The organism is Streptococcus sp. HMSC034E03 (assembly GCF_001811505.1).
In the GTDB taxonomy this organism is placed as follows: domain Bacteria; phylum Bacillota; class Bacilli; order Lactobacillales; family Streptococcaceae; genus Streptococcus.
This window is the reverse complement of sequence record NZ_KV805000.1, coordinates 105,532-131,497: the sequence shown is the minus strand read 5'-3', so window position 1 is coordinate 131,497 and position 25,966 is coordinate 105,532. Positions and strand designations below refer to the sequence as shown.

Genomic DNA, 25,966 nt, shown 5'->3' with positions numbered 1-25,966 from the left:
TAACGGAGCGAGACGGACTGAAAGTCACATAAATATAAAAAAAATCTCTTAGATTCATTTCTAAGAGATTTTTACTTACTTCTCTCCCCTCACAACCAGCCTTCTTCTTCGGCAGTTTTGGCTGCTTCGGTTCGGTTGCTGGCGCCTAGTTTGGAGAGGATATTGGTCATATAATTACGGACGGTGCCGTTTGAGAGGTAAAGTTTGTCAGCAATTTCTTGGTTGGAGAGGCCTTGGGCAACTCCATGTAAAACAGCGACTTCTTGTTCGGTCAAGGGATTGGGATGGGTCATCATGACTTCCATCAGCTCTGGAGAATATTCCTTGCGTCCCTCTAACACCGTATGCAGGGTTTGCATGAGCTCAGAGATGCTTCGCTCTTTCAAGACATAGGCGTCGACTCCTGCTTTGACCGCTCGTTCAAAATAACCTGGGCGTTTAAAGGTCGTAACGATAACCACCTTGGTTTCAGGCACTTCTTGTTTGATCCATTCGAGTGCTTCTAATCCCGTCTTTACTGGCATTTCGACGTCAAGGATGGCAATATCTACTGCTTCTTTCTCCAAAACCTCGATAGCCTCGGCTCCATTTTTCGCCTGCAAGACAGTCTCCACATCTGGTTGAAAGCTTAAGAGCTGGCACATGGCATCTCTCAGCATACTTTGATCTTCTGCGACTAATACTTTCATCTACTTTCTCTCCTTATAAGGCAGATGCACGCGCACCTCTGTGGGATCTTTCAAACTGACCAGCTCTACTTGACCTGAGAAGGCTGCTGCACGATCACGGACTGTATGGAGTTCATTTCCTTTTACAGTTGCAAAACCTTTCCCATCATCTCTGACCGTCAATAGCAATTTCTGATCTGTACGTTCCAGTTTTAGATAGGCTTTTTCAGCACTGGCATGTTTGATGATATTGGTCGCCAGTTCTAACAAAATCATAGCAGCCGTCGACTCCACATCTTGGGTCAAACTAGCCTTGTCCAACTGATTGTCAACCTCAACTTCAATCCCAGCAATTTCCAGCATCTTCTTGACAGTCTCAAGCTCTGATGCTAAAGTCCGTAATTTCAGATTTTCCACGATGGTTCGCACTTCATTCATGGAATCCTTGCTGATCTGGTGAATTTCTTTTAATTCCTTCTCCACCTGTGGATAGGCCTGCATCTGAAATAACTGCAGGGCCAGATCTGTCTTGACACTCAGCATGGCAAAGGTATGCCCCAGGCTATCATGCAAATCCTGACCTATACGACTGCGTTCATTTTCAGCAAGCAATAGATTTATCTGGGCATTTTGCTTGGCCTGAGCTTCTTTCAAATCCTCGACAATGCGAATCCGAACCAAGCCCAATGTCATCAAATCGACAAAAGTAAGAATTACAAGTAGATAGAATAGATACTCAACTTCGATTCCCTGAAAAATCAAAAGTTGGCCCAAAACAAGGACTTGAGCAAGAAGAAAAGTCCAGACATGTAAAGACTTTAAACCACCTACGTTGAAATGATAACTTAAGAGATTGGATAGGAAAAAGAAAAACCAGATATAATTAACAGCAACAAAGGCAGTATTCCCAACTACATAAGTCAGCATGATCCCCCAGAAAAGCCAAGATAGGCGCTGGCTCTTAGTTGTTAAAATACCCAAATACGCCACTACAAATAGAATATCAATCAATAAATGCCAGGCAGAAAGCCACCCAGTCACTACAGGTAGGATGGGGAAAATCATAAAAATCAAACTGGCCCAAAACATATAGTGTATGCTTTTTAGTCTTTCAAGCATTAAGAATTCTCCTTATGACCTTGAAGGTGAATGGTCAAACCAAACAAAACTGCTGAAAAAACAAGTAGATAAACTGTGGCTGATAGATTGATGCCACCCTCATTTAAGAAGGTCTTGATCAATTCCATCAACTGATAGCTTGGTAGGCGCTTCCCGATTGCTTGCATCCAATCTGGAAATAAAGAGACAGGCATCCAGAGTCCGCCTAAAACAGCCAAGCCAAAGTAAAGAAGATTGCCTACGACAGACATCAGCTGACTAGATGGCAAGAGAGTCAGGGTTAAGCCAAGTGCTACAAAGGCAACACTTCCTACTATCAGCAAGAACGCAGCCCCAATCCAGTTTCCAAGAGACATATCCACACCTCTGACCAAGTGCCCAACTGAGAAAACAACCAGGATTGAAACCAAATAATCAACTATCATACTTGTTATCTTTGATAGATAATATTCTACCATATTTACTGGAGTATGGCGTAATGTTTTCTGCCAGTTGTTGATTTTATCGGTATGTAAAACAACTGGGAATGAAAAGATAGCTGTCGACATCATGGAAAAAGCCGTCATGGAGATGAGGTAGTCGCGCATAAAATTAGCCGGCCCACCTGGTGTATCCTGGTACATGCCTGAAAAGAATAAATAGAAGGCCGTCGGCATCCCTACGGATAATAGATAATAAACTAGTTGTCGTTTGGTCAATAGAAATTCTATCTTGTTTAGTGCGATCCATCGTTTCATCTTAGTCATCTCCCTTCTGTGTTTCTTCAAAGATTGTATCCAACAAGCTACGATTATTGACTTCAATTTCTTGAATCCTACATCCTGCTTGCACTAACAGTTGCCAAAAAGCATCCGCTTCACGTGTAACTACTTGCAGAGCATCTTGTTTTTGTGACCAGTTTTCAACCAAGTTTGACTGTTCGACAACTTCCTTGTATGCTAGAGGAAGGATAAAGTGCTTTTCAATCTCCTCACTGCGCATAGCTAGAGGTGTTGTATCGCGAATCAACTCTCCCTTATTTAAAACCAAAATCCGGTCCGCTGTATGCTCTACCTCTTCGATATAATGGGACGAATAGAGAATGGTAACTCCCTTAGCTTTTAGCTCCTGAACAATTTCCCAAAAGCGTTGACGGGTTGAGGTATCCATGGCTGCAGTAGGCTCATCCAAAAAGACAAGCTTTGGTCGCCCAATCAAGGTCAAAACAAAAGAGAAGAGACGCTTTTGCCCACCTGACAGTTTTTCTGCAAATTGCTCTTTTTGTTGCTGATCAAACTGCAATAGTTGATCGACTTCCTGATTGCTCAAGGGATTTGGATAGATGCTTTGAAAGAAAGCAATCAACTCTTTGACCTTTAATTTCTGAACAATAACATTTTCTTGAGGGAGATAGGATCTAGTGTAGTCTAACTTAGAGCTCGTCACTGGCAAGCCTTGGATAGATACTTGACCACTAGTAACCAGCTTATCTCCAAGCAAACAGTCCAAGAGTGTGGTCTTCCCAGCACCATTGGGACCAATCAAGGCGACGCATTCACCTTCAGCTACCTCAAAAGAAATATCCTTCAATATAGCCTTGCCCTTGATGTTTTTATTTAGGCTTTCTACTTTAATCATGTTCATGATACTCTCCTTTCAGCCACTCCTTTCCCATCGGAAAGACGATAAAAATCATAAATCCTAGACCCCAAGCACCGCGAATGACTTGGTGAAGGAAGGCTTGGTCAAACCACCCTGTAAACATTTCGACCAACCATACCACTAGTGATAGTCCAATAAAAAGATAGAGAATCGCTTTTTTCATTTTTCAAACTCCTTTTTCACATCTGAGACCAATTTCAAACCTTCTCGGATCAACCAAGACATCATGCCAAAGCCTGCAAATAACTCCCAAGGAAAATGATAGAAGCCTTCGTCCAATCCTGAAAACATGAGATAAGTCATGACTCCTGCTGCTACTAAACTCATTGCGACAATTACTTTATGTTTCATTTTTTTCTTCCTCCATTTGATACATCTAGTATAATTCTTTGAAGGTAAAATTACTAGAAGCTTCTGTCATGAGGAGATATGACAAATGTCATTAAAAATGATGGAACAGAAATTACTAGATTGGGTCACTTTTCTAGCCCCAATCAGCTACTGGATCTAAAACTCATTGCAAACCAAAAAAGATCGGGAAAATCCCGACCTCTTTCGTTTTCTATTTCATTCTTATTCCACACTGAAAAGATATGGGTAAACTGGTTGTTGACCTTGGTGGATTTCTACTTCTACATCTTCGAATTCTTCTGTGATTTCTTGGGCGATTTGGTTAGCCAATTCTTCACTTCCATCTTCACCGATATAGAAGGTTACGATTTCACTATCTTCATCCAACATATGTTTCAAAGTTTCAGTCAGAGTTTGGTGCATATCAGGGTTTGATACGAGGATCTTACCATCTACCATACCAAGATTGTCATTTTCATGGATTTCCAAACCATCGATAGTCGTGTCACGAACGGCTGTTGTTACACTACCACTGACCACATCACCAAGAGCTGCAGTCATGCGTTCTTTGTTTTCTTCGATAGTCTTGCTTGGATCAAAGGCAAGAAGACTAGTCAATCCTTGAGGAAGGGTACGAGCTTCTACCACTACTGCTGGTTGTTCTAAGACTTCAGCTGCAGATTGAGCTGCCATGAAGATGTTTTTGTTGTTTGGCAAGAAGATAATGTTGCGAGCATTGACTTGCTCAACAGCCTTGATAAAGTCTTCTGTCGAAGGGTTCATGGTTTGTCCACCTTCGATAACATAGTCCACACCTTGAGCACGGAAGATGTCTGCCAAGCCTTGTCCAGCTACTACTGCGATAAGAGCATATTCTTTTTCTTCAGCTGGTTTGCTGACTTTAGCTTCTTTTTCCACTTGTGCTTCATGTTGGTTACGCATATTGTCAACTTTTACCTTGACCAAGCTACCATATTTGAGACCTTCTTGCATGACAAGACCTGGATCTTCTGTATGGACGTGAACTTTAACGATTTCATCGTCATTGACAACAAGAAGTGAATCCCCAAGTTCGTTCAAGTAGTTGCGGAATTCATCGTAGTTAAACTCTTTAGCATAAGTTGGACCTTGCTTAAGGGCAACCATGATCTCAGTACAGTAACCAAAGGTAATGTCTTCTGTTGCCACATGTCCAGCTACAGATTTATGGTGTTCTGCATTGATCATCTCACTCATGTTGGCTGGAGTGGCAACAAAGTCTTCAGAAGCGCTATATTCACCAGTAAGAGCTGAAAGGAAACCTTCGTAGATGAAGACCAAACCTTGACCACCTGAGTCCACAACGCCAACTTCCTTCAAGACTGGAAGCATGTCTGGAGTCTTAGCAAGGGCTGTTTTAGCTCCTTCCAAAGCTGCACGCATAACCTCAATAGCATCGTCTGTCTGCTCGGCTTTTTTCTTAGCACCGATGGCAGCACCACGTGATACAGTCAAGATTGTTCCTTCAACTGGCTTCATAACAGCCTTGTAGGCTACTTCAACACCAGATTGGAAGGCAAGAGCTAGGTCTTTTCCTGTTAACTCTTCTTTGGTTTTGATGGCTTGTGAAAATCCGCGGAAAAGCTGAGATGTAATAACTCCTGAATTCCCACGCGCACCCATCAAAAGACCTTTTGCAAGAATGCTTGCTACCTCTCCAACAGTAGAAGCTGGTTTGTCTGCAACTTCTTTAGCACCATTTTCAATGGTCATTCCCATATTTGTACCAGTATCTCCATCTGGAACTGGAAAGACGTTTAATGAATTGACATATTCAGCTTGCTTATTCAAGCGAGTTGATGCAGCTTGCACCATTTCTTGAAATAAGCTAGTAGTAATTTTTGACACGGTTATTCTCCTACAACTTTGATATTTTGAATGTAGACATTTACAGTCTGAGCAGTAATTCCAAGTTGGTTTTCCAAACTAAAACGAACACGCTCTTGAATGTTTTTTGACACTTCGCTAATCTTTGTTCCGTAGCTCAACACGGTATATACATCAACTGCAATACTGCCATCTTCGGCCGCCTTTACGACGACACCTTTAGAATAATTTTCCTTACCTAGAAGGGCTTGGAAGTTATCTTTGAGGGCTTTCTTACTTGCCATACCGACCACACCAAAAATCTCAGTTGCTGCACCGCCTACAACGGTAGCAATCACTTCATCTGTTAGTTCGATTTGACCATCTTTTGTATTAATTTTTACAGTCATTTTTTCTACCTCAACTAGTTGATACTCTATTTTATCATATTTCAAGCCAAGTGTAAAAGCAGAATACTGTATCGGCGGATATTTGCTCCTTTGACGAGACTTTTTGAGCTTAGAGCAAAAGAAAAAGACCTGATGGCCTTTTACTCTTTATTAAACGCGTTCTACTTTACCTGATTTCAAAGCACGAGCTGAAGCCCAAACTTTTTTAGGTTTACCATCGATAAGTACAGTAACTTTTTGAAGGTTTGGTTTTACGGCACGTTTTGTTTGGTTCATCGCGTGTGAACGGTTGTTTCCTGATACAGTCTTACGACCTGTAAAGTAACATACTTTAGCCATTTGTGTTTTCCTCCTATTAGATCTAATATAGCGGATGTGCTAGCACCACATACTGTACTATGTTATCACACTTTCTCTTTTTTGGCAAGGGGATTGGAATATTTTTTTATTTAACATAAACAACTCCTAATTTCCCAAAAGCTACGTCTCCACGGATAATCAAAGTTTTGCTGGTTGGTCCTAGAGGGGCATCTGCCTTGGCCGCACCACAAAAAGTTTCCACCTTCAGGTCCACTCTCCAGTGTTGGGGCACGTAGATAACTGCATTCCCAAAACCGACTTCGATATTCAGAGTAGCAAAATCACCTAACATCTCTGCATTGTCATAATAAATCTTGGCATTCCCAAAACCAACTTCTACTTGATCCTCTACCAATTCTTGGTCTTGCTTGTAAAATGTACCTGTCCCAAAAGCGACTTCCTTATCTAAAAGAATGGTCTTTTCACCATCGAACCACCATTTTTTCCCATTCCATGTTCTGTTAGAGTGAGTCAAAGAACTAACTCCAAGTACAATTAGAATACTAGCCCAGAACAGTGACTGATTTGGAATCGATAAAATGTCATAAAAATGATTGGCAATCATGAGGGCTACTAGGGCTGTAAAAGAGGCTGAAGTAAAATGATGACGAAGCAAAGCTCCAACTGATTGATAGGCAAAAAAGCCAATACCAATCAAGGGCCAAATTTTCCCTTCAAGTGAAGGGATTCCAAAATTCCCCTGCAGCAATACTAAAGCTGCCAATACTAGCAACACAATACCAAATACTTTCTTTTTCATGTTCTTACCTCATGTTTCTTAGATTTTCTTTTAGGAGGGATTGGTAGTGCCGTGACACATGAACCTCCTTGTGGGTCTGATAAAAGGAAATAGTGCCTGTCCCTGAGAAGGACTTATCCACCGAGTAGACCTGCCGAAGATTGGCAATGGTCGACTTGGATACCCGACTGAAATAGCGGGGCAGGATGGACTCTAACTCATAAAGCTTGAGTCGAACTTCGTAGGCTTCTTTCTGGGTATGGGCGTAAATCTTGTTCCCTTCCGTCTCAAAGAAGAGGATTTCTGCCAAGTCTAAGTAATACTCACCCGTCCCCTTGTAAAAGATCAACCTAGGAGCCTTGGTTTCTTGCAAGAGTCGTTGCAAGTCAGCTATCTCATCTGTAAGAGCTGCAGCCTTGATGACAATCTCTGTCTCAGTTAATTCACTATCAATCTCGATTCGTAACTTCATCCTATCTCCTTTCTGCATCTACTATACCAAAGGCCAGAAGACTTTACAAGGGCAAAAAAGCAAGTGGTCACTTTTTACCCGTAAGTGGTTACGAGGCCAAGCCCACTTGCTTTGCTTTTTAGAAAATAAAGAAAAGAATTCCCCAGATTAGACCACAGGCGTAGCCAACTAAAACATCCTTGGGATAATGCACTCCCCCCAAGACTCGCACAAAACCGAGAAAAGCTGACAAGACCAATAACATCAACCCCACAGGAAGATTTGCATGCAGGCAAGCCATGGAAATAATGGTTGCCGAAAAGACATGACGGCTAGGCATTGAATTCCCAGAGCTATCTTTATCTAGTAGCGGGACAATTTCCCAAGTTTCATAGGGACGCGGTTGATTGATCCACTTACGAACAAGCGTCAATAGGACAAAGCCAAAAGCTGGCACCAAAATATAGGCAGAAAGTTCTTTCCCAACCCCTTTACTTACAAAGTTTGTCCCCAACAAGGTCAAGTAAGCCAAGGGCATCAGAACTGTCATCATGCGATTAAAGACTCGCATCAAGTGTAATAGTTGTGGATATCGAATGAGACTTGATTTCCTCTTCTCGTACCACTCTTGATAGTTTTTCATCTGTTTTCTCGTTGTTTCTAGATTTTACACAAGAAGCCTGACAGAACGAGTCTGCTAGCATCTCCTACTCTAGTATAGTGCAGAAAAAGAAGGCCGTCAAGCCTTCTTTTGATTTATTCTTCTGCTTGGTCTTCTGTAAATTGACTATTGTAGAGGTCGGCATAGAAACCACCTTGAGCCATGAGTTCCTCATGATTGCCTTGCTCGATAATGTTTCCTTCTTTCATGACCAGAATCAAGTCAGCATTGCGGATGGTTGACAAGCGGTGGGCGATGACAAAGGATGTGCGTCCCTCCATCAAACGGTCCATAGCCTTTTGAATCAACTCCTCCGTACGAGTATCGACTGAGGATGTTGCTTCGTCCAGAATCAAGAGCGGAGCATCTTTGAGCAGAGCACGAGCAATGGTCAAGAGTTGTTTCTGCCCGACTGACAAGGTCACTGTATCATCCAAAACAGTATCGTATCCATCAGGTAAGGTTGTGATGAAGTGGTGGATTCCTACTACTTTGGCAGCTTCAATCACACCTTCATCACTGATACCTGTTTGATTGTAGATGAGATTGTCACGAATGGTTCCTTCAAAGAGCCAGGTATCCTGCAAGACCATTGAAAAGGCATCGTGCACTTCTGAGCGCTTCATAGCCTTGGTATCTACACCATCAATGCGAATACTTCCCTTATCAATCTCATAGAATTTCATCAAGAGGTTAACAATGGTCGTCTTCCCAGCACCAGTTGGTCCAACAATGGCAACCTTTTGACCTGCATGAGCTGTCGCAGAAAAGTCGTGAATGATTGTTCGCTCCGGTGTGTAGCCAAATGAAACTCTGTCAAAGACCACTTCACCCTTCATGTTGGTCAATTGTCTTTCCTTATGAGATTCATCTTCCATTTCCTCTTCACCTAGAAATTCAAAGACACGAGTCATGGCTGCACTAGCTTGTTGTAAGCTGGTAATTCCCTGGGCAATCTGTGATAAGGGTTGTGAGAATGTTCGAACATAAACCATGAAGGCTACAATAATCCCGATACTGATATACCCTTCAAGAGCCAAGGCAGCACCGACGATAATGACTAGAACATAACTAAAGTTGCCTACAAAGACCATGGCAGGCATCATAATTCCAGAGATAAACTGAGATTTCCAAATGCTATCATGTAGATTCTGATTCAAGCCTGCAAATGTTTCTTTTGTTGGTTCCACAGCATTATAGCTAGTCACCACATTGTGGCCAGAGTACATTTCTTCCACATAGCCATTTACAGCTGCTAGGTTGTTTTGTTGAGCTTTAAAGTAGCCTTGAGATTTAGCCATAATCACTGAGACCGCCGCAAATCCAATAAGGGTTGAAACAACGGTTACCAGTGCCAAAATCCAGTTCATACCAAACATGGTAATCAAAACAGCAATCAGTAAAAAGCTAGCTGAAAGAACTGTCCCAAGGCTTTGGTTAAGAGACTGAGCTGCTGTATCAACGTCATTAGTCACACGAGAAAGGGTGTCCCCTTGAGAATGACGGTCAAAATAAGCAAGTGGCAAGCGATTGATTTTCTCAGCAATAGCTGTCCGCAAACGTTTTGAGAAATGTTGGATACTAGTTGAGAAAATGTAGGCTTGCGTATAGTTCAGGATAATCCCAAGCACATAGAGGATAACCAAAAAGCTAGCAATACTTGAGACAGCCTCTAGATCAATCTCTGTCATTAACCCATCTGAAATCAAATTGGTAATTTCTTTGATCTTAGTTGGTCCATAAACCGTGATAATACTTGAACAGATAGCCGTCACAACTGCGATTAGTAGGGGAAGTTGGAGACCTGCTAGAAAAGGTCTACACTGTTTCCATAAGGACATTTTCTTATTTTCCATGTTCCAATTCCTCCTTCGATAGTTGTGAATAGGCAATTTCTTGGTAAACTTCATTGCTTGCAAGAAGTTCCTTGTGGGTGCCTTGCCCCACGACTTTACCTTGATCCAAGACTAAGATCAGGTCTGCATCCATAATGGTTGAAATGCGTTGGGCAACGATTAATTTGGTCATGGATTGTGTTTTTTCAGCTAATACTTGACGCAAGATACGATCTGTCTTGTAGTCCAAGGCTGAGAACGAATCATCAAAAATGAGAATCTCTGGTTTACGAGCCAAGGCGCGTGCAATGGCCAAACGTTGTCTCTGTCCACCTGAGAAATTGGTCCCACCTTGAGCCACTTCTGAGTCAAGACCAGCTTCCTTATCCTCTATAAAGTTTTTAGATTGAGCCAATTCCAAAGCTTGCCACATGGCCGTTTCACTTAGTGGCGTTTCTTGACTCTTACCAAAGTCGAGATTGTCCTTAACATCTCCAGAAAAGAGCACAGCTTTTTGAGGGATATAGCCAACCTTATTACGCAAATCTTCCAAGTAGTAATCTTTCACATTGACGCCATCTACTAGAATTTCTCCCTCTGACACATCATAAAAACGAGGCAAGAGATTAACTAGAGTAGATTTCCCAGAACCAGTTGAGCCGATAAAGGCAATGGTTTGCCCTGCTTCTGCCTTGAAGCTGACATGTTCCACAACTGCTTCTGAGTTTTTAGAGTAGCGGAAGGTTACGTCGCGGTATTCCACTTGACCTTTTACAGAAGAGTTTGCCGTCTGTGGGTGACTAGGATTTTCAATAGAGGAATAAAGGTCCAAGACTTGATTGATACGACCTGCAGAAACCAAGGTACGAGGAAGAACGATAAAGAGAGCACCCATGAGTAAGAAGCCCATTACCACTTGCATAGCATAGGACATGAAGACCACCATATCGCTAAAGAGGGGTAGACGCTCTGTCAAGCTAGCGTCGTTGATAAGATAAGCACCAATCCAGTAAATGGCAAGGACCAAGCCGCTAGAAATCGCCATCATAATAGGATTCATAATAGCCATTAAGCGACTGACAAAGAGATTGATTCGTGTGACTTCATCATTGGCTTCTTCGAATTTCTTATCTTGGTATTCCTCAGCATTGTATGCACGAACAACCCGAATCCCTGTCAAGCTTTCACGAGTAATACTGTTCAGCTTATCTGTCAATTTTTGAATGACAGATTGTTTAGGAAAGGCCAAAGTCATCAAGACAGTTGTCATCAGAACATTGACAATGACTGCCACCACTACTGCCCAAATCCAGTATTCAGACTTGCCAAGGATTTTCCCAATAGCCCAAAGCGCCATGATTGGTCCGCGAGTGACCACTTGGAGTCCCATGGTAAAGAGCATCTGAATCTGCGTGATATCATTAGTCGTCCGAGTCAATAGACTGGGGATTGAGAAACGTTTAATTTCTGTCTGAGAGTAATCCAAAACACGATTAAAAATATCGCTTCGTAGATGAGCCGTATAGGATGCTGCAACTCGAGCGGCAAAAAATCCAACTGTTACAGATGATAGGAAGGCTAAGAATGACAAACCCATCATCTTAGTTGCTGGCGACCAAAGGTCTCCCAATTCCGTACCTGGCGTTCCGAGTAATTCTGTTATTTTTGAAACGTAAGTCGGTACTTCTAACTCTAGATAGACCGAGCAACAGGTAAAGAGAACAGTTATTAGAATCATGCCCCACTCTTTTCCTGTGATACGCTTAGCGAGTTTCTTCATTCTTCCCTCCTATTTTTTCTACATTTGCTTGTAGTTGGCCCATGACTTCTTCAAAGATAAGGAGATTCTCTTCGGAAATGCCATCAAGTAAACTACTGTCAATTCGATCAAAGAAAGACTTAACTTGCTTCATTTGAGAGCGTGATTTTTCGGTCAAATGAACAAATTTCGCCCGTTTATCACTTGGACTCGCCTCCAACTCTACCAAACCATTTTGCACCATACGCTTAACCAAATTACTAGCAACTGACTTGGTAATATTGAGTTCTTGTTCAATATCTTTGATGAGTGTTAATTCTTGTTCATGCTCACGACGTTCTAAAAAACGAATGACCTGCCCTTGCGGTCCCCCCATAAATTCAATACCACAACGCTTGGCTTCCTTTTGTACCATCAGATGCAACTGGTGACCAAAACGTTTAAAGACCAACATCGGTTTATCCATGCTATCTCCCTTCTAAGTAAAAATAGTTCCCATAAGAACATTTAAGTTTCCATGAGAACTATTTTATCATTTTCAGAAAAGATGTCAAGAAAAAAGTTTCTATGAGAACTATTTCGATATAAATTGACAGTAGTTGATAATTTATCTATAATAGGCACTAACTTGTCTGATTACACTAGAAATGGGAGAACTTTCAAATGAAACAAGAAGAGTATAAAACCTTAGGAATCCTTGCTGTCATTTTTGGAGCTGGTGCTCTTCTCAGCTCTCGGATACCAATTATCAATAGTCTAGCCTTTCTCCTTGGATTTGTTGCCTTGATCTTAGGAGTCATCGGTATCGGCCTCAATCTCCAAAATCAAAAAACATTAGCTATGATTGGTTCAAGCTTTGGCCTCATTTCCATTATCATTGTACTGATAAGCCAATTGCTATTCACTCCTATCTTCGCTGATTTTATAAGAGGCTATCGCAGCTCTTCTAATTATCTCATGGAAGAACCAACAAATGAAGATTGGCCAAATAGTACCATTGATGAATATGAAGAGGAAAAAGAGATCTTTACCTGGACTCAAGAACAGTTCGATGCCTTGGTAGAAGGTGATACTTCTGATAGCGGGAAAGGTGGCAGCAACTACAAAGATATTATCAGGAAACACGGAATCCCAGATTCAGAAACTGATTCAGTCATGGGAGACTATGAAATAAAAAGAATCACCTATCTCTCCATCAGTTCAGATCCTAAGACCGTTGTGCTCACGTTCGTCAAACAAGAAAATGGTCAGTTTCTTCTGATTCATAAATTTGCTGTCGGACTGGATCGAAAAGAACAATCTGATTCTGGAGTGAAAGTTTAACATAACTAAAAAGGTACTGGGAAGAGCAATCGGTAGACCAAGCCTCGATTTCTAAATCCCAACACCACGATATTTCCACAATCCATTGGATTATGGACAATTATAGATTACTAATAACGTTTTGAGCAAAAGAGATTTTCGTCTCTTTCCTGCCTTTTTGTCATCACAGGATAAACAAACCCCTTGAAAATATTGAATTTTCAAAGGGGTTATTTTTATTCTTAGAATCCGTCTACGTTTGTGTAGATTTTTTGTACGTCTTCGTCGTCTTCAAGGACTCCGTAGAGTTTTTCAAAAGTTTCCAAATCTTCGCCTGACAACTCAACTTCTGATTGAGGAATCATTTCCAATTCAGTTACTTGGAATTCTTCAATACCAGACCCACGCAAGGCAACGATAGCCTTGTGAAGGTCAGTTGGTGCAGTGTAGACAGTGATTGTTCCTTCTTCTGCTTCTACATCATCTACATCAACATCTGCTTCAAGTAAGAGTTCAAAGATTGCATCCGCATCGTCACCTGAAAATACGATGACACCTTTGTTATCAAAGAGGTAAGATACAGAACCTGAAGCTCCCATGTTTCCGCCGTTTTTACCAAAGGCAGCACGTACATTGGCAGCTGTACGGTTAACGTTTGAAGTCAAGGTATCCACGATGAGCATAGAACCATTTGGTCCAAAGCCTTCGTAACGTCCTTCTGTAAAGGTTTCGTCTGTATTTCCTTTAGCCTTATCCAAAGCCTTATCAATAACGTGTTTTGGCACTTGCGCTTGTTTAGCACGGTCGATAACGAATTTCAAAGCTGAGTTTGATTCTGGATCTGGATCACCTTTTTTAGCTGCTACATAGATTTCTACACCAAATTTTGCATATAATTTAGAGTTAGCTCCATCTTTAGCTGTTTTCTTAGCTACGATATTGGCCCATTTACGTCCCATTAGGAATCTCCTTTTTTCACATTTTAATCTTTCTTATTATAACACAAGTCTACCTGATTTTCACTAGAGGAAATGGATTTTTCTTTTGTAAATCAAGCTAGGATTTCCCACCAGCAACCAAGATTTTCTTTCCTTCTTTGATCCATGGATGCTTGGAAAGTGAGAAGTAAAGTTGAGCAGTCATAACTAGCCAGAGAAGGGGCTCACATAGAATCACACCTGTATAGCCTGTCCAAGGAATAATCCAAGCCACAAACACGATTTTCCCAAATAACTCTATAAAGCTAGATACGAGAGGTAGGAACTTTTGACCTAGCCCTTGTAAGCTATTTCTATAGATCAATAAAAGACTCAAAAATGGATAGAATACAGAACTGATGCGTAGGTATAAAGTCCCATTTTCAATCAAGTAGCCGTCTGTCGAACTTGCCAGGAAAGAAACCAGAGTAGGACTTGCAAAAAATAGGAAAATACAGGCAAAGCTCGCCCAAGCCATACTGATATAACTCCCTAGTCGAAGACCGTGAACAATACGTTCTGGACGTTTTGCCCCAAAGTTTTGAGAGATAAATGTGGTCATAGAGGCTGAAATAGCCGTCATTGGCAATAAGGCAAAGGCCATGATTCGGCGTGCTGCCGTCTGAGCGCTGATGATGACTGCTCCAAAACTATTGACAGAGGATTGTAAGATGACACTTCCGACAGAGACGATTGAACCCATCAAGCCCATAGCTAGTCCCTGCTCCAAAAGATCTACATAGAGGGCCTTATTCCATTTAAAATCCTTCAATCTAGGAAGGAGCTCTGGAACACTCTTTCGGATATAGAGATAACAAAGGATAGCTGACAAGCCCTGGGAGATAATAGTTGCAAGACCAGCAGATTGAACACCTAACTGCAATTGTGTAATAAAATACAAATCCAGAATCACATTAACGATGGCTGAAAAGATAAGAAAAGCAAGCGCCGCAAGGCTATCACCAACTGACCGCAATAAACCTGCAAAGAGATTGTAGGCAAAGCTGACGCCGACACAGCTGACAATCATGGAGATATAATCGTAAGACTGGGGGAGAATCTCTGTAGGAGTTTCTAGATATTGGAGAAGTGGATAGAGGCCGACAAAGCCTATCGCCATAACAATCACACTTAAAAGGGCTCCTAAGATCCAAGTGGCTGCGACAGCTTCTTTAATCTTTGAAAAGTTACGGGCTCCATAATAGCGGGCAATCACCACTCCCATTCCATTGCCAACTCCGAGAGCAAAACCGATAATCAAGTCGAAAATAGCCGTTGTTGCTCCAACAGCCGCCAAGGAGGATGGGCCTAGAAAACGTCCAACAATCAAAATATCAGCCGTATTGTAGAGTTGCTGAAAGATATTAGACAACAAGATTGGAAAGGCGAAGCTCAAAAGCGAGGGAAGGATGGGACCATGAATCAGGTCCACAGTTGATTTTTTATTCATAAGGCTATTATATCAGCTTTCTAGAAGAGGAACAAGGTCAGACTTAGCCTCTAACCCCCAAGAAAGCGGTTGCCTAGAAACTAACAATTTGGTATAATCGTGACAGAAAAGGAGTTTATGCATGAGCTTAACCAGCCAATTAATTACAGATGTATTTCCAGACCTTGAGAAAGTTGAAAAGTTAAATATCGAAGCCTTTCCTGAAGAAGAGCGAGTGTCCCTGTCTGAATTTTTACAATATCAGGATCGAGACGATGCCCACTTTTTCGCCTTTTACAACGAAGAGGAATTTGTAGGATTTGCCTTTGCCATTTCCAATCAAAAGGCTTTCTACATAAGCTTTTTTGCCATTATGCCTCATTTGCGTAGCCACGGCTATGGCAAAGAAATCATTGAAAAGCTGATTGATTTTTACCAGCGTACCATGATTCTTGAAGTTGAACGTTTGGATGAGGAATGCGATAACCTCGAACAGCGAAAAGCCCGCATGGAATTCTATAAACAAAATGGCTTCAAAACCGCCAATGCCTTTTTGGAGTACGAAGGTCTTAGTTTTGAAATTCTATATCGTGGCGACCACTTTGATGAAGAAGCCTACCGTGATATCTTCCAAAAATTGCAAGAAGAAAATTATTTCGACTTCCACATCGAGTACCGTCGTTTCAGCGACCACTAACCTATACTGCAGTCTTGAACTTCCCAGTAAGAAACTGCAAATTTCTCTACAATGAATACCCAATCACCTGCACTACAGGTGATTTTTTTGTGATTCCGAAATAAGATGAAAACTTGGACAAAATTATCACCGCATATCACAAATAAGAGGCTGGGACAAAAGTCCTAGCCTCTCAATTGTCTTTGGATTGTCGAGCAAGACGCAGTGGTTGAGTGGGCTCTACTACGCTGATTTCATCAGCTTTTACAGCCCTACTCAACTGTGCGGAGGTGGGACGACGAAATCGAATTCTAACGAATTACCGATTTCTGTCCCACTCTCTTATCATGATTTATCTCATAAAGATGCACTAAGTTTACGCTTCTGTTCCAACTTCTGGCATGATGAGCCAAAAAATGAGGTAAGCAAGAATTCCTGATCCACCTAGCAATGTGAAAAGAATCCAAAGTCCACGAACAAGTGTTGCGTCAATGTCTAAATAGTCAGCAAGTCCTGCACAAACACCAGCAATTTTTTTATCTTGAACATTACGAACTAGACGTTTTTCCATAATAATCTCCTTATACTAATTTTTCTTTTAATTTATTTCATAACCAAATCAAATCTTTTTCAATAGTCTTCCTAATTTTTACTGTGAAAATCTGTCATTCCTGCTCTCATAACCTTGTTTCTTTATTCTCATATAGCAGAAAAAGTGGGGATTCCTCCACCACTTTCACTTTTTAATCTTCAATTTCGATTTCAAGATCATCGCCAAGGTCAAGAGTCACTTCTTGATTAGCTACTTCTGATTCTACAGGTGCAACTTTTTCATCGGCTACTGCATCATCTTCAATCAAGCCAAACTTGACACGAACTTGGTGGTCAATCTCGTCAAAAATTTCTGGGTGATCCGCCAAGTATTTCTTAGCATTTTCAGAACCTTGACCGATCTTTTCGTCTTTATAAGAGTACCATGCTCCTGCCTTCTTGATGATGTCCAGATCACTTGCAATCTTCAAAAGCTCACCAGTTCTTGAAATCCCTTCACCATACATGATTTCAACAAAGGCTTCTTTAAATGGTGGAGCCACCTTGTTTTTAACAACCTTAATCTTGGTTTCCTTACCTACGCTCGTATCTTTTTGATCACCAGTTCCCTTGATTTGTGTGCTTCCACGAACATCCAAACGAACAGAAGCGTAAAATTTAAGAGCACGTCCACCAGGAGTTGTTTCTGGATTACCAAACATAACCCCTACTTTTTCACGCAATTGGTTGATGAAGATAGCAATTGTCTTTGTCTTGTTAATAGAAGCACCAAGTTTACGCATAGCCTGGCTCATCATACGAGCTTGAAGACCAACGTGGCTATCTCCGATATCTCCATCGATTTCCGCACGAGGCACAAGAGCTGCAACTGAGTCGATAACAACAAGGTCAACGGCACCTGAATCAATCAATTTCCCTGCAATTTCAAGACCTTGCTCACCTGAGTCTGGTTGTGACAAGAGCAATTCATCAATGTTAACCCCAAGAGCTGCTGCATAGGCTGGATCAAGAGCGTGTTCCGCATCGATAAAGGCTGCAATTCCGCCTTCTTTTTGCGCTTGCGCTACCGCATGAAGGGCAACTGTTGTCTTACCTGATGATTCTGGTCCGTAGATTTCAATGATACGTCCCTTTGGATAACCACCTGATCCGAGTGCGATATCAAGAGCCAAAGAACCTGAACTCATCACTTGGACCTTTTGCTCTGCACGTTCACCCAAGCGCATGATTGACCCTTTACCAAAGTCTTTTTCGATCAATTTAAGGGCATCATTCAAGGCTTTTTCACGATCAGCACCGAATTTTTTGCCAATTTCGTCTAATTTTTTTGTTGGTTTTTTCGCCATTTTATTCTCCTGTATTCTAATAGTCCTTAGACCTTCTTCTATTATAACAAATCTCCATCACTTAATAAAGCTTTGCGAACTAGGTTAAAGGCATGTAAGACTGCAATTTCTCGGACATCAGCTCGACTTCTGCCTGCGATATTGGCCTGGATAACTTCTGTCCCCGAAGCTTGCGCCAAAGCAATAAAAACTGTACCTGCTGGATGTCCTTCTAGACTATCTGGCCCAGCTACTCCCGTCAAACTAATTCCAAAATCTGACTGGGTTTTGATGCGCGCCTGTTCAGCCATTTTTTCAGCAGTAAAGGCTGAGACGACTCCATGTTTTTCCAATTCAGCTTGTGGAATATCAAGCATCTTAGATTTTTCTTCAAAGCTATAGGTCACAAAACCACCTTTAAAGATAGCAGATACACCTGAAAAATCTGCTAAAGTTGCTTGAAAAAGACCTGCAGTCAAGCTTTCTGCTGCAGTGATGGTTTTCTTTTGCTTTTTCAACTCTTCTACTACCAGGCTAGCCAAGCTAGTTTCTTCCCCATAGCCATAGCAAATTTCTCGAAGTGAAACACCCTCAAAGGTTTCTCTTTCAAGGATTTTTTGTTCTAGAGCATCTAGAACACGATCCGCGTCTTCTTGACTCTTAGCCTTGGTCGATAAGCGAAGGGTCACTTCCCCAGTTTTAGCATAAGGCGCCAAGGTTGGATCTGTCTGCTGGTCAATTAAATCTGATAGAATGGTCACTAACTGGCTCTCACCAATCCCAAAGAAACGCAGGACACGTGAATAGAGTTTAGAGCCCGTTGTCAATCTCGGAAGCAGCTCATTTAAGACCATGGGTTTCAATTCACTTGGAGGTCCTGGTAGAACGACGTAGGTTACCCTAGCCACCTCGATCATGCCACCGACTGCCAGCCCTGTTTCGTTTGGTAATGGAGTTGAACCTTGAACGATTTGAGCCTGGCGTTCATTATTTGGTGTTCTAGCATAGTCTGGTCGGTAAGCAAAAAAATCATCCAGTTTAGCCTGAGCCTGAGGATCAAAAGTCAAGTCACGTCCCAAAAATTGGGCCAAAGTTTGCTTGGTCAAATCATCTTCCGTCGGCCCCAAGCCACCTGTTAAAATGACTAGACTACTGCGATTCTGAGCAATTTCTAACAAGGATAAGAGACGAGCCTCGTTATCTCCTACAGCTGTCTGAAAATAGACATCTACACCGATTTCAGCCAACTTTTCAGACAAGAATTGCGCATTGGTATTGACAATCTGACCTGTCAAAATCTCTGTCCCGACAGCTATAATTTCTGCTTTCATTTTTTCCTCCTACTTACCTATTCGAATTTCTTTGAAAAAATCGCAGGATAATTCCTACGATTTGATGGATAATTTCTTGTTATTCTGACTCTTCAGAAGATGGTGGCAAGTGGCCAAAAAGATTCTCATACAAGACTATATTGGTCTCCAAATTCGTAACCTCTGGTTGTCCGAGCGAACGGCGTAAAAGATTTTGCATCTCTAGTATATGCTCACCAGAAACGATTTGGTAAGAAATCCCTTCAATCATTTCACCTTCACCACGTAATTGTTGGGTTTCTATATTTTTAAAGGAATCTTGATAACCCATTAACTGAGGAATGGTTGTCGTTGTAATCTCGATATTTGTCTGCATGTTGTCACTAAGAGCCTTCAGAATCTCTTGGTAGTGACTCACACTGTTCAAACTAAGAATTTTCTCGACAACCTTTTGAATCACTTCACGCTGGCGTTTTTGACGACCATAGTCCCCTTCAGGATCCTGATAACGCATGCGTGAATAAACAAGGGCTTCTTCACCATTGAGGGTTTGCTCACCGACTCCAATCGAAATCGTATTAAAAGGTTCCTGATCTTGAATAGAAATTGGGAAACCAAGAGTGTTGTTGACTGTAATTCCACCCACAGCATCAACCATTCTTTGAAGGCCATGCATGTTGACCATCACATAACGGTCGATATGAATGTTCATCATCTTTTGAATCGTTGAAATAGACAACTCTGCTCCGCCATCAGCATAGGCAGCATTGAGTTTCGCTTCTCTAACACTACCATCTGGTTGTTGGATTTGTGTGAGAATATCACGCTCCAAACTCATCATGACTGTCTTCTTAGTTTTAGGATTCACTGTCACTAAGATCATTGAATCACTATTCCCAGCCCATGGATCTGTACGCTCAACATTTCCTGTATCCACGCCCATAAGCAAAATCGTCAGAGGTTCGGTCGCTTCAATGACCTTGGTTTCTTCACCGATTTTTTTATAGGTTTTAGCTAAAGTTTGCGTACTTTGCTGATAAATTGTATAGGCATAAGCACCTACACCTAGCACAGTCACAAGGACCAAACCCAAAAACATTCCAATTATTTTTTTTACCATACTCTTATTCGTCTATCAGTTGACCCATTAGGTAAACATCTAGAAACTCTCCTCCTTCTATACAAGCACCACGTTCCTGTAATCCTTCTATGATAAAGCCCATTTTTTCATACAGATGCACCGCGGCAAGATTTCTTTTTTGAACTGTCAATTGTAACCGTCGAATACTACTACTTGATTTGGCCCATTCAATAGTTTCTTCCATCAAGATACTACCGAGACCATTTCCCCAGTAAGCTTTTTTTATTCCTAAAAAGACATCTCCAATATGACGAACTCGCGGACGTTGATCAGCTGTTATATTGATGATTCCTACTAACTCATCATTCAAAAAAGCGAGTAGGGTAATTTGATTATCCGACTGGGCCTGCTTATCCAAAAAATGTTGCATCTCAGACTCACTCATTGCAATCCCATTTTCATCCAGACTGGTAAAATTAGACTCTTGACCAATCTGATCCAAGAGAGCAATGACCGCTGAAGCATCCTGGATTTCCGCTTCACGGATTAAAAGATCATACTCCATCCGTCAATCCTTTCAAAAGTTCTGTCGCTCTTTGGCCATGAGCATGAAAGACGATTTCTCGGCCCTCATCTCTTTTAAGGATTTCTAACTCCAGATAATCTGATGGAAGATTTTCCCCCAATAGATGTCCCCACTCAATAACCGTTACACCTGAACCAAAAAGAAATTCATCCAAGTCGATAGAATCTGCATCCCCTTCAATACGATAAACATCTAAGTGATATAAGGGTAGACGTCCTTCATATTCTCTAACAATGGTATAAGTAGGACTCTTAATCATTTGATGAATGCCTAATCCCTTAGCCAGACCCTTTGTTAGCGTTGTTTTCCCAGCACCTAATTCACCAGTCAAAATCAACACATCATTTTTTTCTAACAAGTGCCCTAGCTTTTCCCCAAGTGCAACCAACTCATCTTCATTTTTTGTGTACATGTACTTATTATACCAAAAAGTTTTATTTTGTGATATTTCCATCAACAAAAAAAGAGGAGACTCCCCTCTTTTTTTAGTTTTTGTCATTAGTTAAGAGCCATACTGATGTAGTTCAAGATAAACAAGGCATCCAAAATCCAAATCATGACATGCACATCTTTCACTTGACCTTTGACAACCTTCGTCAAAGTATAAGTTAAGAAACCAACGGCAATCCCTTGTGTGATTGAGTAGCTGAATCCCATAAAGATAGATGTGAAGAAAGCTGGAACAGCTTCAGCCATATCATCCCAAGGGATATTTTTCAAGTTAGAAAGCATCATAATTCCGACAATGATCAAAATTGGTGCAGTTGCAGCTGTTGGAACAATTGCTAGAAGTGGGCTAAAGAAGCTTGATAGGGCAAAACAGATGGCAACAACCAAAGCTGTCAAACCAGTACGTCCACCAGCACCTATACCAGCTGCAGACTCAACATAAGTTGTAACGTTTGAAGTACCTGCAATAGCACCTACTGAAGTTGCCACCAAGTCAGAGTAAAGAGCCTTATCCAATTTAGCTGACTCATGGTTTTCACCACTTGTTGCAATGATACCAACTTTTTCACCAGTACCGATAAGAGTACCGATAGTATCAAAAATATCTGTCAATGAGAAAGCAAGAATGGCCATCAAGGTTTCTGGCAAACGAGAAGTGTTTGAAATCAGAGATCCCAATCCTTCTGAACCAAGAGCAGCACCAAACAAGGTTCCTAGGTCATTAACGGCTGATGAAAGATTATTGCTTGCAAAGTCAATCCCTGACACATTAACAAGACCAACCGCAATGGCAAGAACAGTCGTTGTTAAAATAGAAAGGATGATACCACCTTTGATCCCCTTAACAACGAAGAAGATAGTAATGGCAATACCTGCAAGAGCTACCAAGACAGCTGGAGTGTTGAAGTCTACCAATCCTGGAACAGCTGCTGAGTTTGCAGTAAGTGCTGCTTGAGCCTTATCTGCTCCTTCACCTGCTACTGTATAGGTACCTGGGTCAATCGAGAATTTCAAGAGACCAGCATTCTTAATCCCAACATAAGCAAGGAAAACCCCAATACCAGCTGAAATCGCTGAACGAAGAGTTGTAGGAATAGATTCGATGATCATTTTACGAACATTGGTCAATGTAATAATCAATGAAATAATCCCACAGATGAAGACCATTCCAAGAGCTTCTTGCCATTTATAACCCATCCCAAATACGACGGTAAATGTGAAGAAGGCATTTAGTCCCATACCTGGAGCTTGCGCATATGGCAAGTTAGCATAGAAGGCCATCATCAAAGTTCCCACAACAGAACCGATGATTGTTGCCAAGAATACACCTTGAACAGGCATTCCTGTTTGTGAAAGCATTTGAGGGTTTACAAAGAGAATATAACTCATTGCAAAGAAAGTTGTTAAACCAGCAAGAACCTCTGTACGGACGTCTGTCCCGTGCTCTTTTAGTTTAAATAGTTTGTCCATTTTTAATCTCCTTTGTCATTTTACGAACAATATGACTATTATACCATCAATCATTCATATTTTCAAGATGTTTTTACTGAATCATAAAAATCTTATCCGATACTTTTCTCCTTCTTTTTACTTATTATCAGCTTTTCTAGTCACTTTCTGATATAATAGAAAACATCTTATCTGAAACTAGATTCGGGAGGATTTTATGACTAAAAAAATGATTGCCGTCGATTTGGACGGTACCCTACTCAACTCTGAAAGCAAACTTTCTGACTTTACTATTGAAACGATTAAGAAAATCTCAAAAAAAGGCCACCAAATCGTTATCGCAACTGGTCGCCCTTACCGTATGGCCAAAGATTTTTATGATCAACTTGAACTTGAAACCCCTATGATCAACTTCAACGGTTCACTTACTCATCTGCCAGGTAAGACTTGGAAACATGAAAAGTGTCTGACTGTGGACAAAAAATACCTCTTGGATATCGTGAAACGAAAAGAGGATATTGAAGCAGACTTTATCGCAGGCGAATACCGTAAAAAGTTTTACATTACAGCCCCGAACAAAGAAATTGCCGACCCTAAATTATTTGGTGTTGAAAACTTTCGCCCAGAAAATCAATTCCAGTCTAATTTAGTGACCAAGGGGCCTAACTGTATTCTATTACAAACTAGGGCAGACGATAAATATGCACTGGCTGAAGAGATGAACAACTTCTACAAGCACCAACTCAATATTAATACTTGGGGTGGCCCCTTAAATATCCTTGAATGCACTCCAAAAGGTGTCCACAAGGCTTTTGCCCTCGAATACCTTCTCAATGTCATGAACATAGACAAACAGAATTTGATTGCCTTTGGTGACGAACACAATGACCAAGAAATGCTTTCTTTTGCAGGTAAAGGCTATGCCATGAAAAACGCAAATCCTGCTCTGTTACCTTTCGCAGACGAACAATTACCATTAACCAATGAAGAAGATGGCGTTGCTCAGTTTTTACAAGAACGATTTCTTTAATTTCACTCATTCTATACTTTTGTGGTAGACATTAGCGACCTTAAAAGTATGGAATTTTTTTGAGCTCAAAGTCAATAAAAAAAGAATTTGCACCTGTTTTAGCCAGATTCAAATCCTTACAAAATATCTATTTCTTTAAAACGATACGATCAGAAACGTCGCGGTCCATGTCATCGATAATAATCTGGTTCTCTTCTGCCACATAAATCTTGATATCGTCTCCAATAAAGACTCTCTGATTTTCTGATTCGAAGGTCACCTTCTTAACCTCTTGATCTCCGTCCGCTTCAACTTCTGTCCACGTTCCGGTATTTCCAGTGACTACAAGAGTAATGCTATCACCCTCGTCTTGGCCCTTGTAGGTCCCATCTATATTAGTAGTTGTGTCAGTCTTTGCACTAGTAGTAGAACTAGAAGCACTGATTTCTGATACTTGACTAGTGCTCGCTTCAGAGCTAGTGCTTGCTTGGGATAAAGGTGTCGACTTAGTTATTGGCAAACACGCAACTAAGAGACTAAGACTTACCACAGTAGCAAGAGAAAGTGTGAATTTTTTTTAGTGACATAATGTCTCCTTTCTTTTAACAACTATGAAGTATCATAATACTGCTGAGCCATTTCACCTCTACTATATCAAGCGGGTTCAAACATTCACAAGATAGGCACGAACCTCAGATATAAAATAGAGAGAACCTGTCACAAATAGCAAGTCTTTCTCGCCTGCAGAACTATCAAAATTATCTATAAAATCTCGATAGGAAGCAACTCTATGATAGCCACTCAAATCCTGCTCCTCCAAAGAGCCTTGATAGTCGAAGCTCGTCACATAGAGAGCTGTATCAGGTAAATGATCTGTCAAATAAGTTAACATTCCGCTATAATCCTTACGCTTTAAAGCACCAAAAAGGATTTGGGGATGATAACCTTGCTGAATTTTTTCCTGGATAAATTCAACCAACCGCTCTAGAGCTGGTAAATTGTGAGCCCCATCCAAATAAATGTGCTCCGTAACAGCTTCTAGACGCCCAGCCCAGCTGGTTGTTTTCAGAGCATACCGGATAGCTTCCTCATTGATCTTTTCACCTCTCTCTGTCATAAACAACAGAAATGCCTGCAAAGCCAAAGCAGCATTCTCCTCTTGATAAGATCCTTCCAATCCTAGTTTTAGTTGGTTCAAATCCGCAAGAGAAGAAGAAAAATGTCCTGATTTGAAAGAAAAATCTCGGTCAGCTTGGTAGAGAGTTACATCTAAATCTTCTGCTATCTTTTGACAAACGAGCTGGGCTTCAGGAGCTAAGTTTGCAATCACTGCTGCTCTTTCTAGCTTAAAAATTCCTGCTTTCTGTTCAGCGATTTCTTCTAGACTATTACCCAAGGTCTCCTGGTGATCTAGGCCGATTGATGTAATAACTGCGATCTCTCCAGTTACCACATTAGTCGTGTCAAGCAAGCCACCAATTCCAACTTCTAATAGAACTAGATCCACCCCTTGTTCTTTAAAATAAAGCAAAGCAATCACAGTTAACAATTCAAAAAAAGATAGCTGATCGTGAGTTTCTAGAAGTCTTTGCTCCATTTCCTTAACTTGATTTGCCAAACGGATAAAGTCTGCGTCCGATATGGGTTGACCATTGATACAAATCCGATCATGGATGCTAACAATGTGGGGCGAAGTAAAGGTCCCCACCTTCTTACCATGAGAAACAAAGAGCTCTCTCATAAAGGCAATGGTTGAACCTTTTCCATTTGTCCCTGTCACATGGATAATTGGATAGGTTTGCTCAGGATTCCCCAGCAAATCTACTGCTCTTTGCATCCGTCCCAATCCTGTTCTAAAATTCAATCCAATCCGACTATGGAGCCATTTTTCTACTTCAATCATGCTTGTCTCCTTAACAAAAAAGCGAAGATTCTCTTCGCTTTTTACTCATTTTGCTAGATACTAGCTAAATTTTATTTT

28 protein-coding genes and 1 pseudogene are annotated in these 25,966 nt (G+C 41.1%); 3 read left to right on the top strand and 26 right to left on the bottom strand.

All coding sequences use genetic code 11. The annotated features are described in order from the left end of the window. Positions 1 to 89: 89 nt before the first annotated feature. From HMPREF2805_RS09850 to HMPREF2805_RS09780, 15 genes are all read right to left on the bottom strand, one after another. Positions 90 to 689 (bottom strand): response regulator transcription factor, encoded by a 600-nt coding sequence (locus HMPREF2805_RS09850; RefSeq protein ID WP_075232363.1) that lies wholly within the window; start codon positions 687 to 689, stop codon positions 90 to 92. Next, positions 690 to 1,787: a sensor histidine kinase gene (locus tag HMPREF2805_RS09845; protein WP_075232362.1), complete on the bottom strand. Its 1,098-nt coding sequence runs from the start codon at positions 1,785 to 1,787 to the stop codon at positions 690 to 692. It lies immediately after the preceding gene. Beyond that, positions 1,787 to 2,524 (bottom strand): ABC transporter permease, encoded by a 738-nt coding sequence (locus HMPREF2805_RS09840; protein ID WP_075232361.1) that lies wholly within the window; start codon positions 2,522 to 2,524, stop codon positions 1,787 to 1,789. Before HMPREF2805_RS09840 ends, HMPREF2805_RS09845 begins: the two co-directional genes overlap by 1 nt. 1 nt (position 2,525) lies before the next feature. After that, complete coding sequence (locus HMPREF2805_RS09835; protein ID WP_075232360.1) at positions 2,526 to 3,410, bottom strand: ABC transporter ATP-binding protein; 885 nt, start codon at positions 3,408 to 3,410, stop codon at positions 2,526 to 2,528. Then, positions 3,397 to 3,591: a hypothetical protein gene (locus HMPREF2805_RS09830; protein ID WP_075232359.1), complete on the bottom strand. Its 195-nt coding sequence runs from the start codon at positions 3,589 to 3,591 to the stop codon at positions 3,397 to 3,399. The genes HMPREF2805_RS09835 and HMPREF2805_RS09830 overlap by 14 nt, the downstream gene beginning before the upstream one ends. Beyond that, entirely contained in the window at positions 3,588 to 3,779 is a 192-nt protein-coding gene (locus tag HMPREF2805_RS09825; RefSeq protein ID WP_000681201.1) for a hypothetical protein, read from the bottom strand. Before HMPREF2805_RS09825 ends, HMPREF2805_RS09830 begins: the two co-directional genes overlap by 4 nt. Positions 3,780 to 4,001: 222 nt before the next feature. After that, positions 4,002 to 5,666: a DAK2 domain-containing protein gene (locus HMPREF2805_RS09820; protein ID WP_075232358.1), complete on the bottom strand. Its 1,665-nt coding sequence runs from the start codon at positions 5,664 to 5,666 to the stop codon at positions 4,002 to 4,004. 2 nt (positions 5,667 to 5,668) lie between these two features. Beyond that, positions 5,669 to 6,034 (bottom strand): Asp23/Gls24 family envelope stress response protein, encoded by a 366-nt coding sequence (locus HMPREF2805_RS09815; RefSeq protein WP_000216431.1) that lies wholly within the window; start codon positions 6,032 to 6,034, stop codon positions 5,669 to 5,671. 150 nt (positions 6,035 to 6,184) lie between these two features. Next, positions 6,185 to 6,373, bottom strand: a complete 189-nt coding sequence (gene rpmB / locus HMPREF2805_RS09810; protein ID WP_001140948.1) for a 50S ribosomal protein L28 — start codon at positions 6,371 to 6,373, stop codon at positions 6,185 to 6,187. 106 nt (positions 6,374 to 6,479) lie between these two features. After that, entirely contained in the window at positions 6,480 to 7,154 is a 675-nt protein-coding gene (locus tag HMPREF2805_RS09805; protein ID WP_075232357.1) for a LiaF transmembrane domain-containing protein, read from the bottom strand. A 4-nt stretch (positions 7,155 to 7,158) separates the two neighbouring features. Next, the gene (locus HMPREF2805_RS09800; RefSeq protein ID WP_075232356.1) at positions 7,159 to 7,605 is read right to left on the bottom strand and encodes a LytTR family DNA-binding domain-containing protein; all 447 of its coding nucleotides are present in this window, start codon (positions 7,603 to 7,605) and stop codon (positions 7,159 to 7,161) included. Between the two features lie 118 nt (positions 7,606 to 7,723). Continuing rightward, positions 7,724 to 8,227 carry a phosphatase PAP2 family protein gene (locus HMPREF2805_RS09795; RefSeq protein ID WP_075232355.1) on the bottom strand — a complete coding sequence of 168 codons (504 nt, stop codon included), beginning with the start codon at positions 8,225 to 8,227 and terminating at the stop codon, positions 7,724 to 7,726. A 113-nt stretch (positions 8,228 to 8,340) separates the two neighbouring features. Further along, entirely contained in the window at positions 8,341 to 10,101 is a 1,761-nt protein-coding gene (locus tag HMPREF2805_RS09790; protein WP_075232354.1) for an ABC transporter ATP-binding protein, read from the bottom strand. Then, positions 10,091 to 11,860 carry an ABC transporter ATP-binding protein gene (locus tag HMPREF2805_RS09785; RefSeq protein ID WP_075232353.1) on the bottom strand — a complete coding sequence of 590 codons (1,770 nt, stop codon included), beginning with the start codon at positions 11,858 to 11,860 and terminating at the stop codon, positions 10,091 to 10,093. The genes HMPREF2805_RS09790 and HMPREF2805_RS09785 overlap by 11 nt, the downstream gene beginning before the upstream one ends. Further along, entirely contained in the window at positions 11,844 to 12,305 is a 462-nt protein-coding gene (locus HMPREF2805_RS09780) for a MarR family winged helix-turn-helix transcriptional regulator (protein WP_075232352.1), read from the bottom strand. Before HMPREF2805_RS09780 ends, HMPREF2805_RS09785 begins: the two co-directional genes overlap by 17 nt. 197 nt (positions 12,306 to 12,502) lie before the next feature. On the opposite strand from HMPREF2805_RS09780, the gene HMPREF2805_RS09775 reads away from it, so the two are divergent. Beyond that, complete coding sequence (locus HMPREF2805_RS09775; protein WP_075232351.1) at positions 12,503 to 13,162, top strand: hypothetical protein; 660 nt, start codon at positions 12,503 to 12,505, stop codon at positions 13,160 to 13,162. A gap of 221 nt (positions 13,163 to 13,383) precedes the next feature. Here HMPREF2805_RS09775 and HMPREF2805_RS09770 read toward each other — a convergent pair whose 3' ends face one another. Then, a complete protein-coding gene (locus tag HMPREF2805_RS09770; RefSeq protein ID WP_075232350.1) occupies positions 13,384 to 14,100 on the bottom strand; it encodes a YebC/PmpR family DNA-binding transcriptional regulator in 717 nt (238 codons plus the stop codon). A 97-nt stretch (positions 14,101 to 14,197) separates the two neighbouring features. Next, positions 14,198 to 15,568 carry an MATE family efflux transporter gene (locus tag HMPREF2805_RS09765; protein ID WP_075232349.1) on the bottom strand — a complete coding sequence of 457 codons (1,371 nt, stop codon included), beginning with the start codon at positions 15,566 to 15,568 and terminating at the stop codon, positions 14,198 to 14,200. A 121-nt stretch (positions 15,569 to 15,689) separates the two neighbouring features. Here HMPREF2805_RS09765 and HMPREF2805_RS09760 point away from each other — a divergent pair, with 121 nt between their 5' ends. Continuing rightward, positions 15,690 to 16,244 (top strand): GNAT family N-acetyltransferase, encoded by a 555-nt coding sequence (locus HMPREF2805_RS09760; RefSeq protein ID WP_049549179.1) that lies wholly within the window; start codon positions 15,690 to 15,692, stop codon positions 16,242 to 16,244. A 355-nt stretch (positions 16,245 to 16,599) separates the two neighbouring features. Here HMPREF2805_RS09760 and HMPREF2805_RS09755 read toward each other — a convergent pair whose 3' ends face one another. From HMPREF2805_RS09755 to HMPREF2805_RS09725, 7 genes are all read right to left on the bottom strand, one after another. Next, on the bottom strand, positions 16,600 to 16,794 hold the full coding sequence (locus HMPREF2805_RS09755; protein ID WP_075232348.1) for a PspC domain-containing protein: 195 nt from the start codon (positions 16,792 to 16,794) through the stop codon (positions 16,600 to 16,602). 172 nt (positions 16,795 to 16,966) lie between these two features. Further along, positions 16,967 to 18,121 carry a recombinase RecA gene (gene recA, locus HMPREF2805_RS09750; RefSeq protein ID WP_049502853.1) on the bottom strand — a complete coding sequence of 385 codons (1,155 nt, stop codon included), beginning with the start codon at positions 18,119 to 18,121 and terminating at the stop codon, positions 16,967 to 16,969. Between the two features lie 41 nt (positions 18,122 to 18,162). Continuing rightward, positions 18,163 to 19,431: a competence/damage-inducible protein A gene (locus HMPREF2805_RS09745; protein ID WP_075232347.1), complete on the bottom strand. Its 1,269-nt coding sequence runs from the start codon at positions 19,429 to 19,431 to the stop codon at positions 18,163 to 18,165. A 79-nt stretch (positions 19,432 to 19,510) separates the two neighbouring features. Further along, positions 19,511 to 20,530: a glycopolymer--peptidoglycan transferase LytR gene (gene brpA, locus HMPREF2805_RS09740; protein ID WP_075232346.1), complete on the bottom strand. Its 1,020-nt coding sequence runs from the start codon at positions 20,528 to 20,530 to the stop codon at positions 19,511 to 19,513. 4 nt (positions 20,531 to 20,534) lie between these two features. Next, positions 20,535 to 21,056 (bottom strand): GNAT family N-acetyltransferase, encoded by a 522-nt coding sequence (locus HMPREF2805_RS09735; protein WP_075232345.1) that lies wholly within the window; start codon positions 21,054 to 21,056, stop codon positions 20,535 to 20,537. Beyond that, complete coding sequence (tsaE, locus tag HMPREF2805_RS09730) at positions 21,046 to 21,489, bottom strand: tRNA (adenosine(37)-N6)-threonylcarbamoyltransferase complex ATPase subunit type 1 TsaE (RefSeq protein WP_061863763.1); 444 nt, start codon at positions 21,487 to 21,489, stop codon at positions 21,046 to 21,048. The genes HMPREF2805_RS09735 and tsaE overlap by 11 nt, the downstream gene beginning before the upstream one ends. A gap of 86 nt (positions 21,490 to 21,575) precedes the next feature. Continuing rightward, a complete protein-coding gene (locus HMPREF2805_RS09725; RefSeq protein ID WP_075232344.1) occupies positions 21,576 to 22,997 on the bottom strand; it encodes an NCS2 family permease in 1,422 nt (473 codons plus the stop codon). 196 nt (positions 22,998 to 23,193) lie between these two features. On the opposite strand from HMPREF2805_RS09725, the gene HMPREF2805_RS09720 reads away from it, so the two are divergent. After that, the gene (locus HMPREF2805_RS09720; protein ID WP_075232343.1) at positions 23,194 to 24,006 is read left to right on the top strand and encodes a Cof-type HAD-IIB family hydrolase; all 813 of its coding nucleotides are present in this window, start codon (positions 23,194 to 23,196) and stop codon (positions 24,004 to 24,006) included. A 127-nt stretch (positions 24,007 to 24,133) separates the two neighbouring features. Here HMPREF2805_RS09720 and HMPREF2805_RS09715 read toward each other — a convergent pair. Then, a pseudogene (locus tag HMPREF2805_RS09715) lies at positions 24,134 to 24,562 on the bottom strand (SP_0198 family lipoprotein); the annotation flags it as partial. Between the two features lie 87 nt (positions 24,563 to 24,649). After that, positions 24,650 to 25,888, bottom strand: a complete 1,239-nt coding sequence (locus HMPREF2805_RS09710; protein WP_075232341.1) for a bifunctional folylpolyglutamate synthase/dihydrofolate synthase — start codon at positions 25,886 to 25,888, stop codon at positions 24,650 to 24,652. Between the last annotated feature and the right edge of the window lie 78 nt (positions 25,889 to 25,966).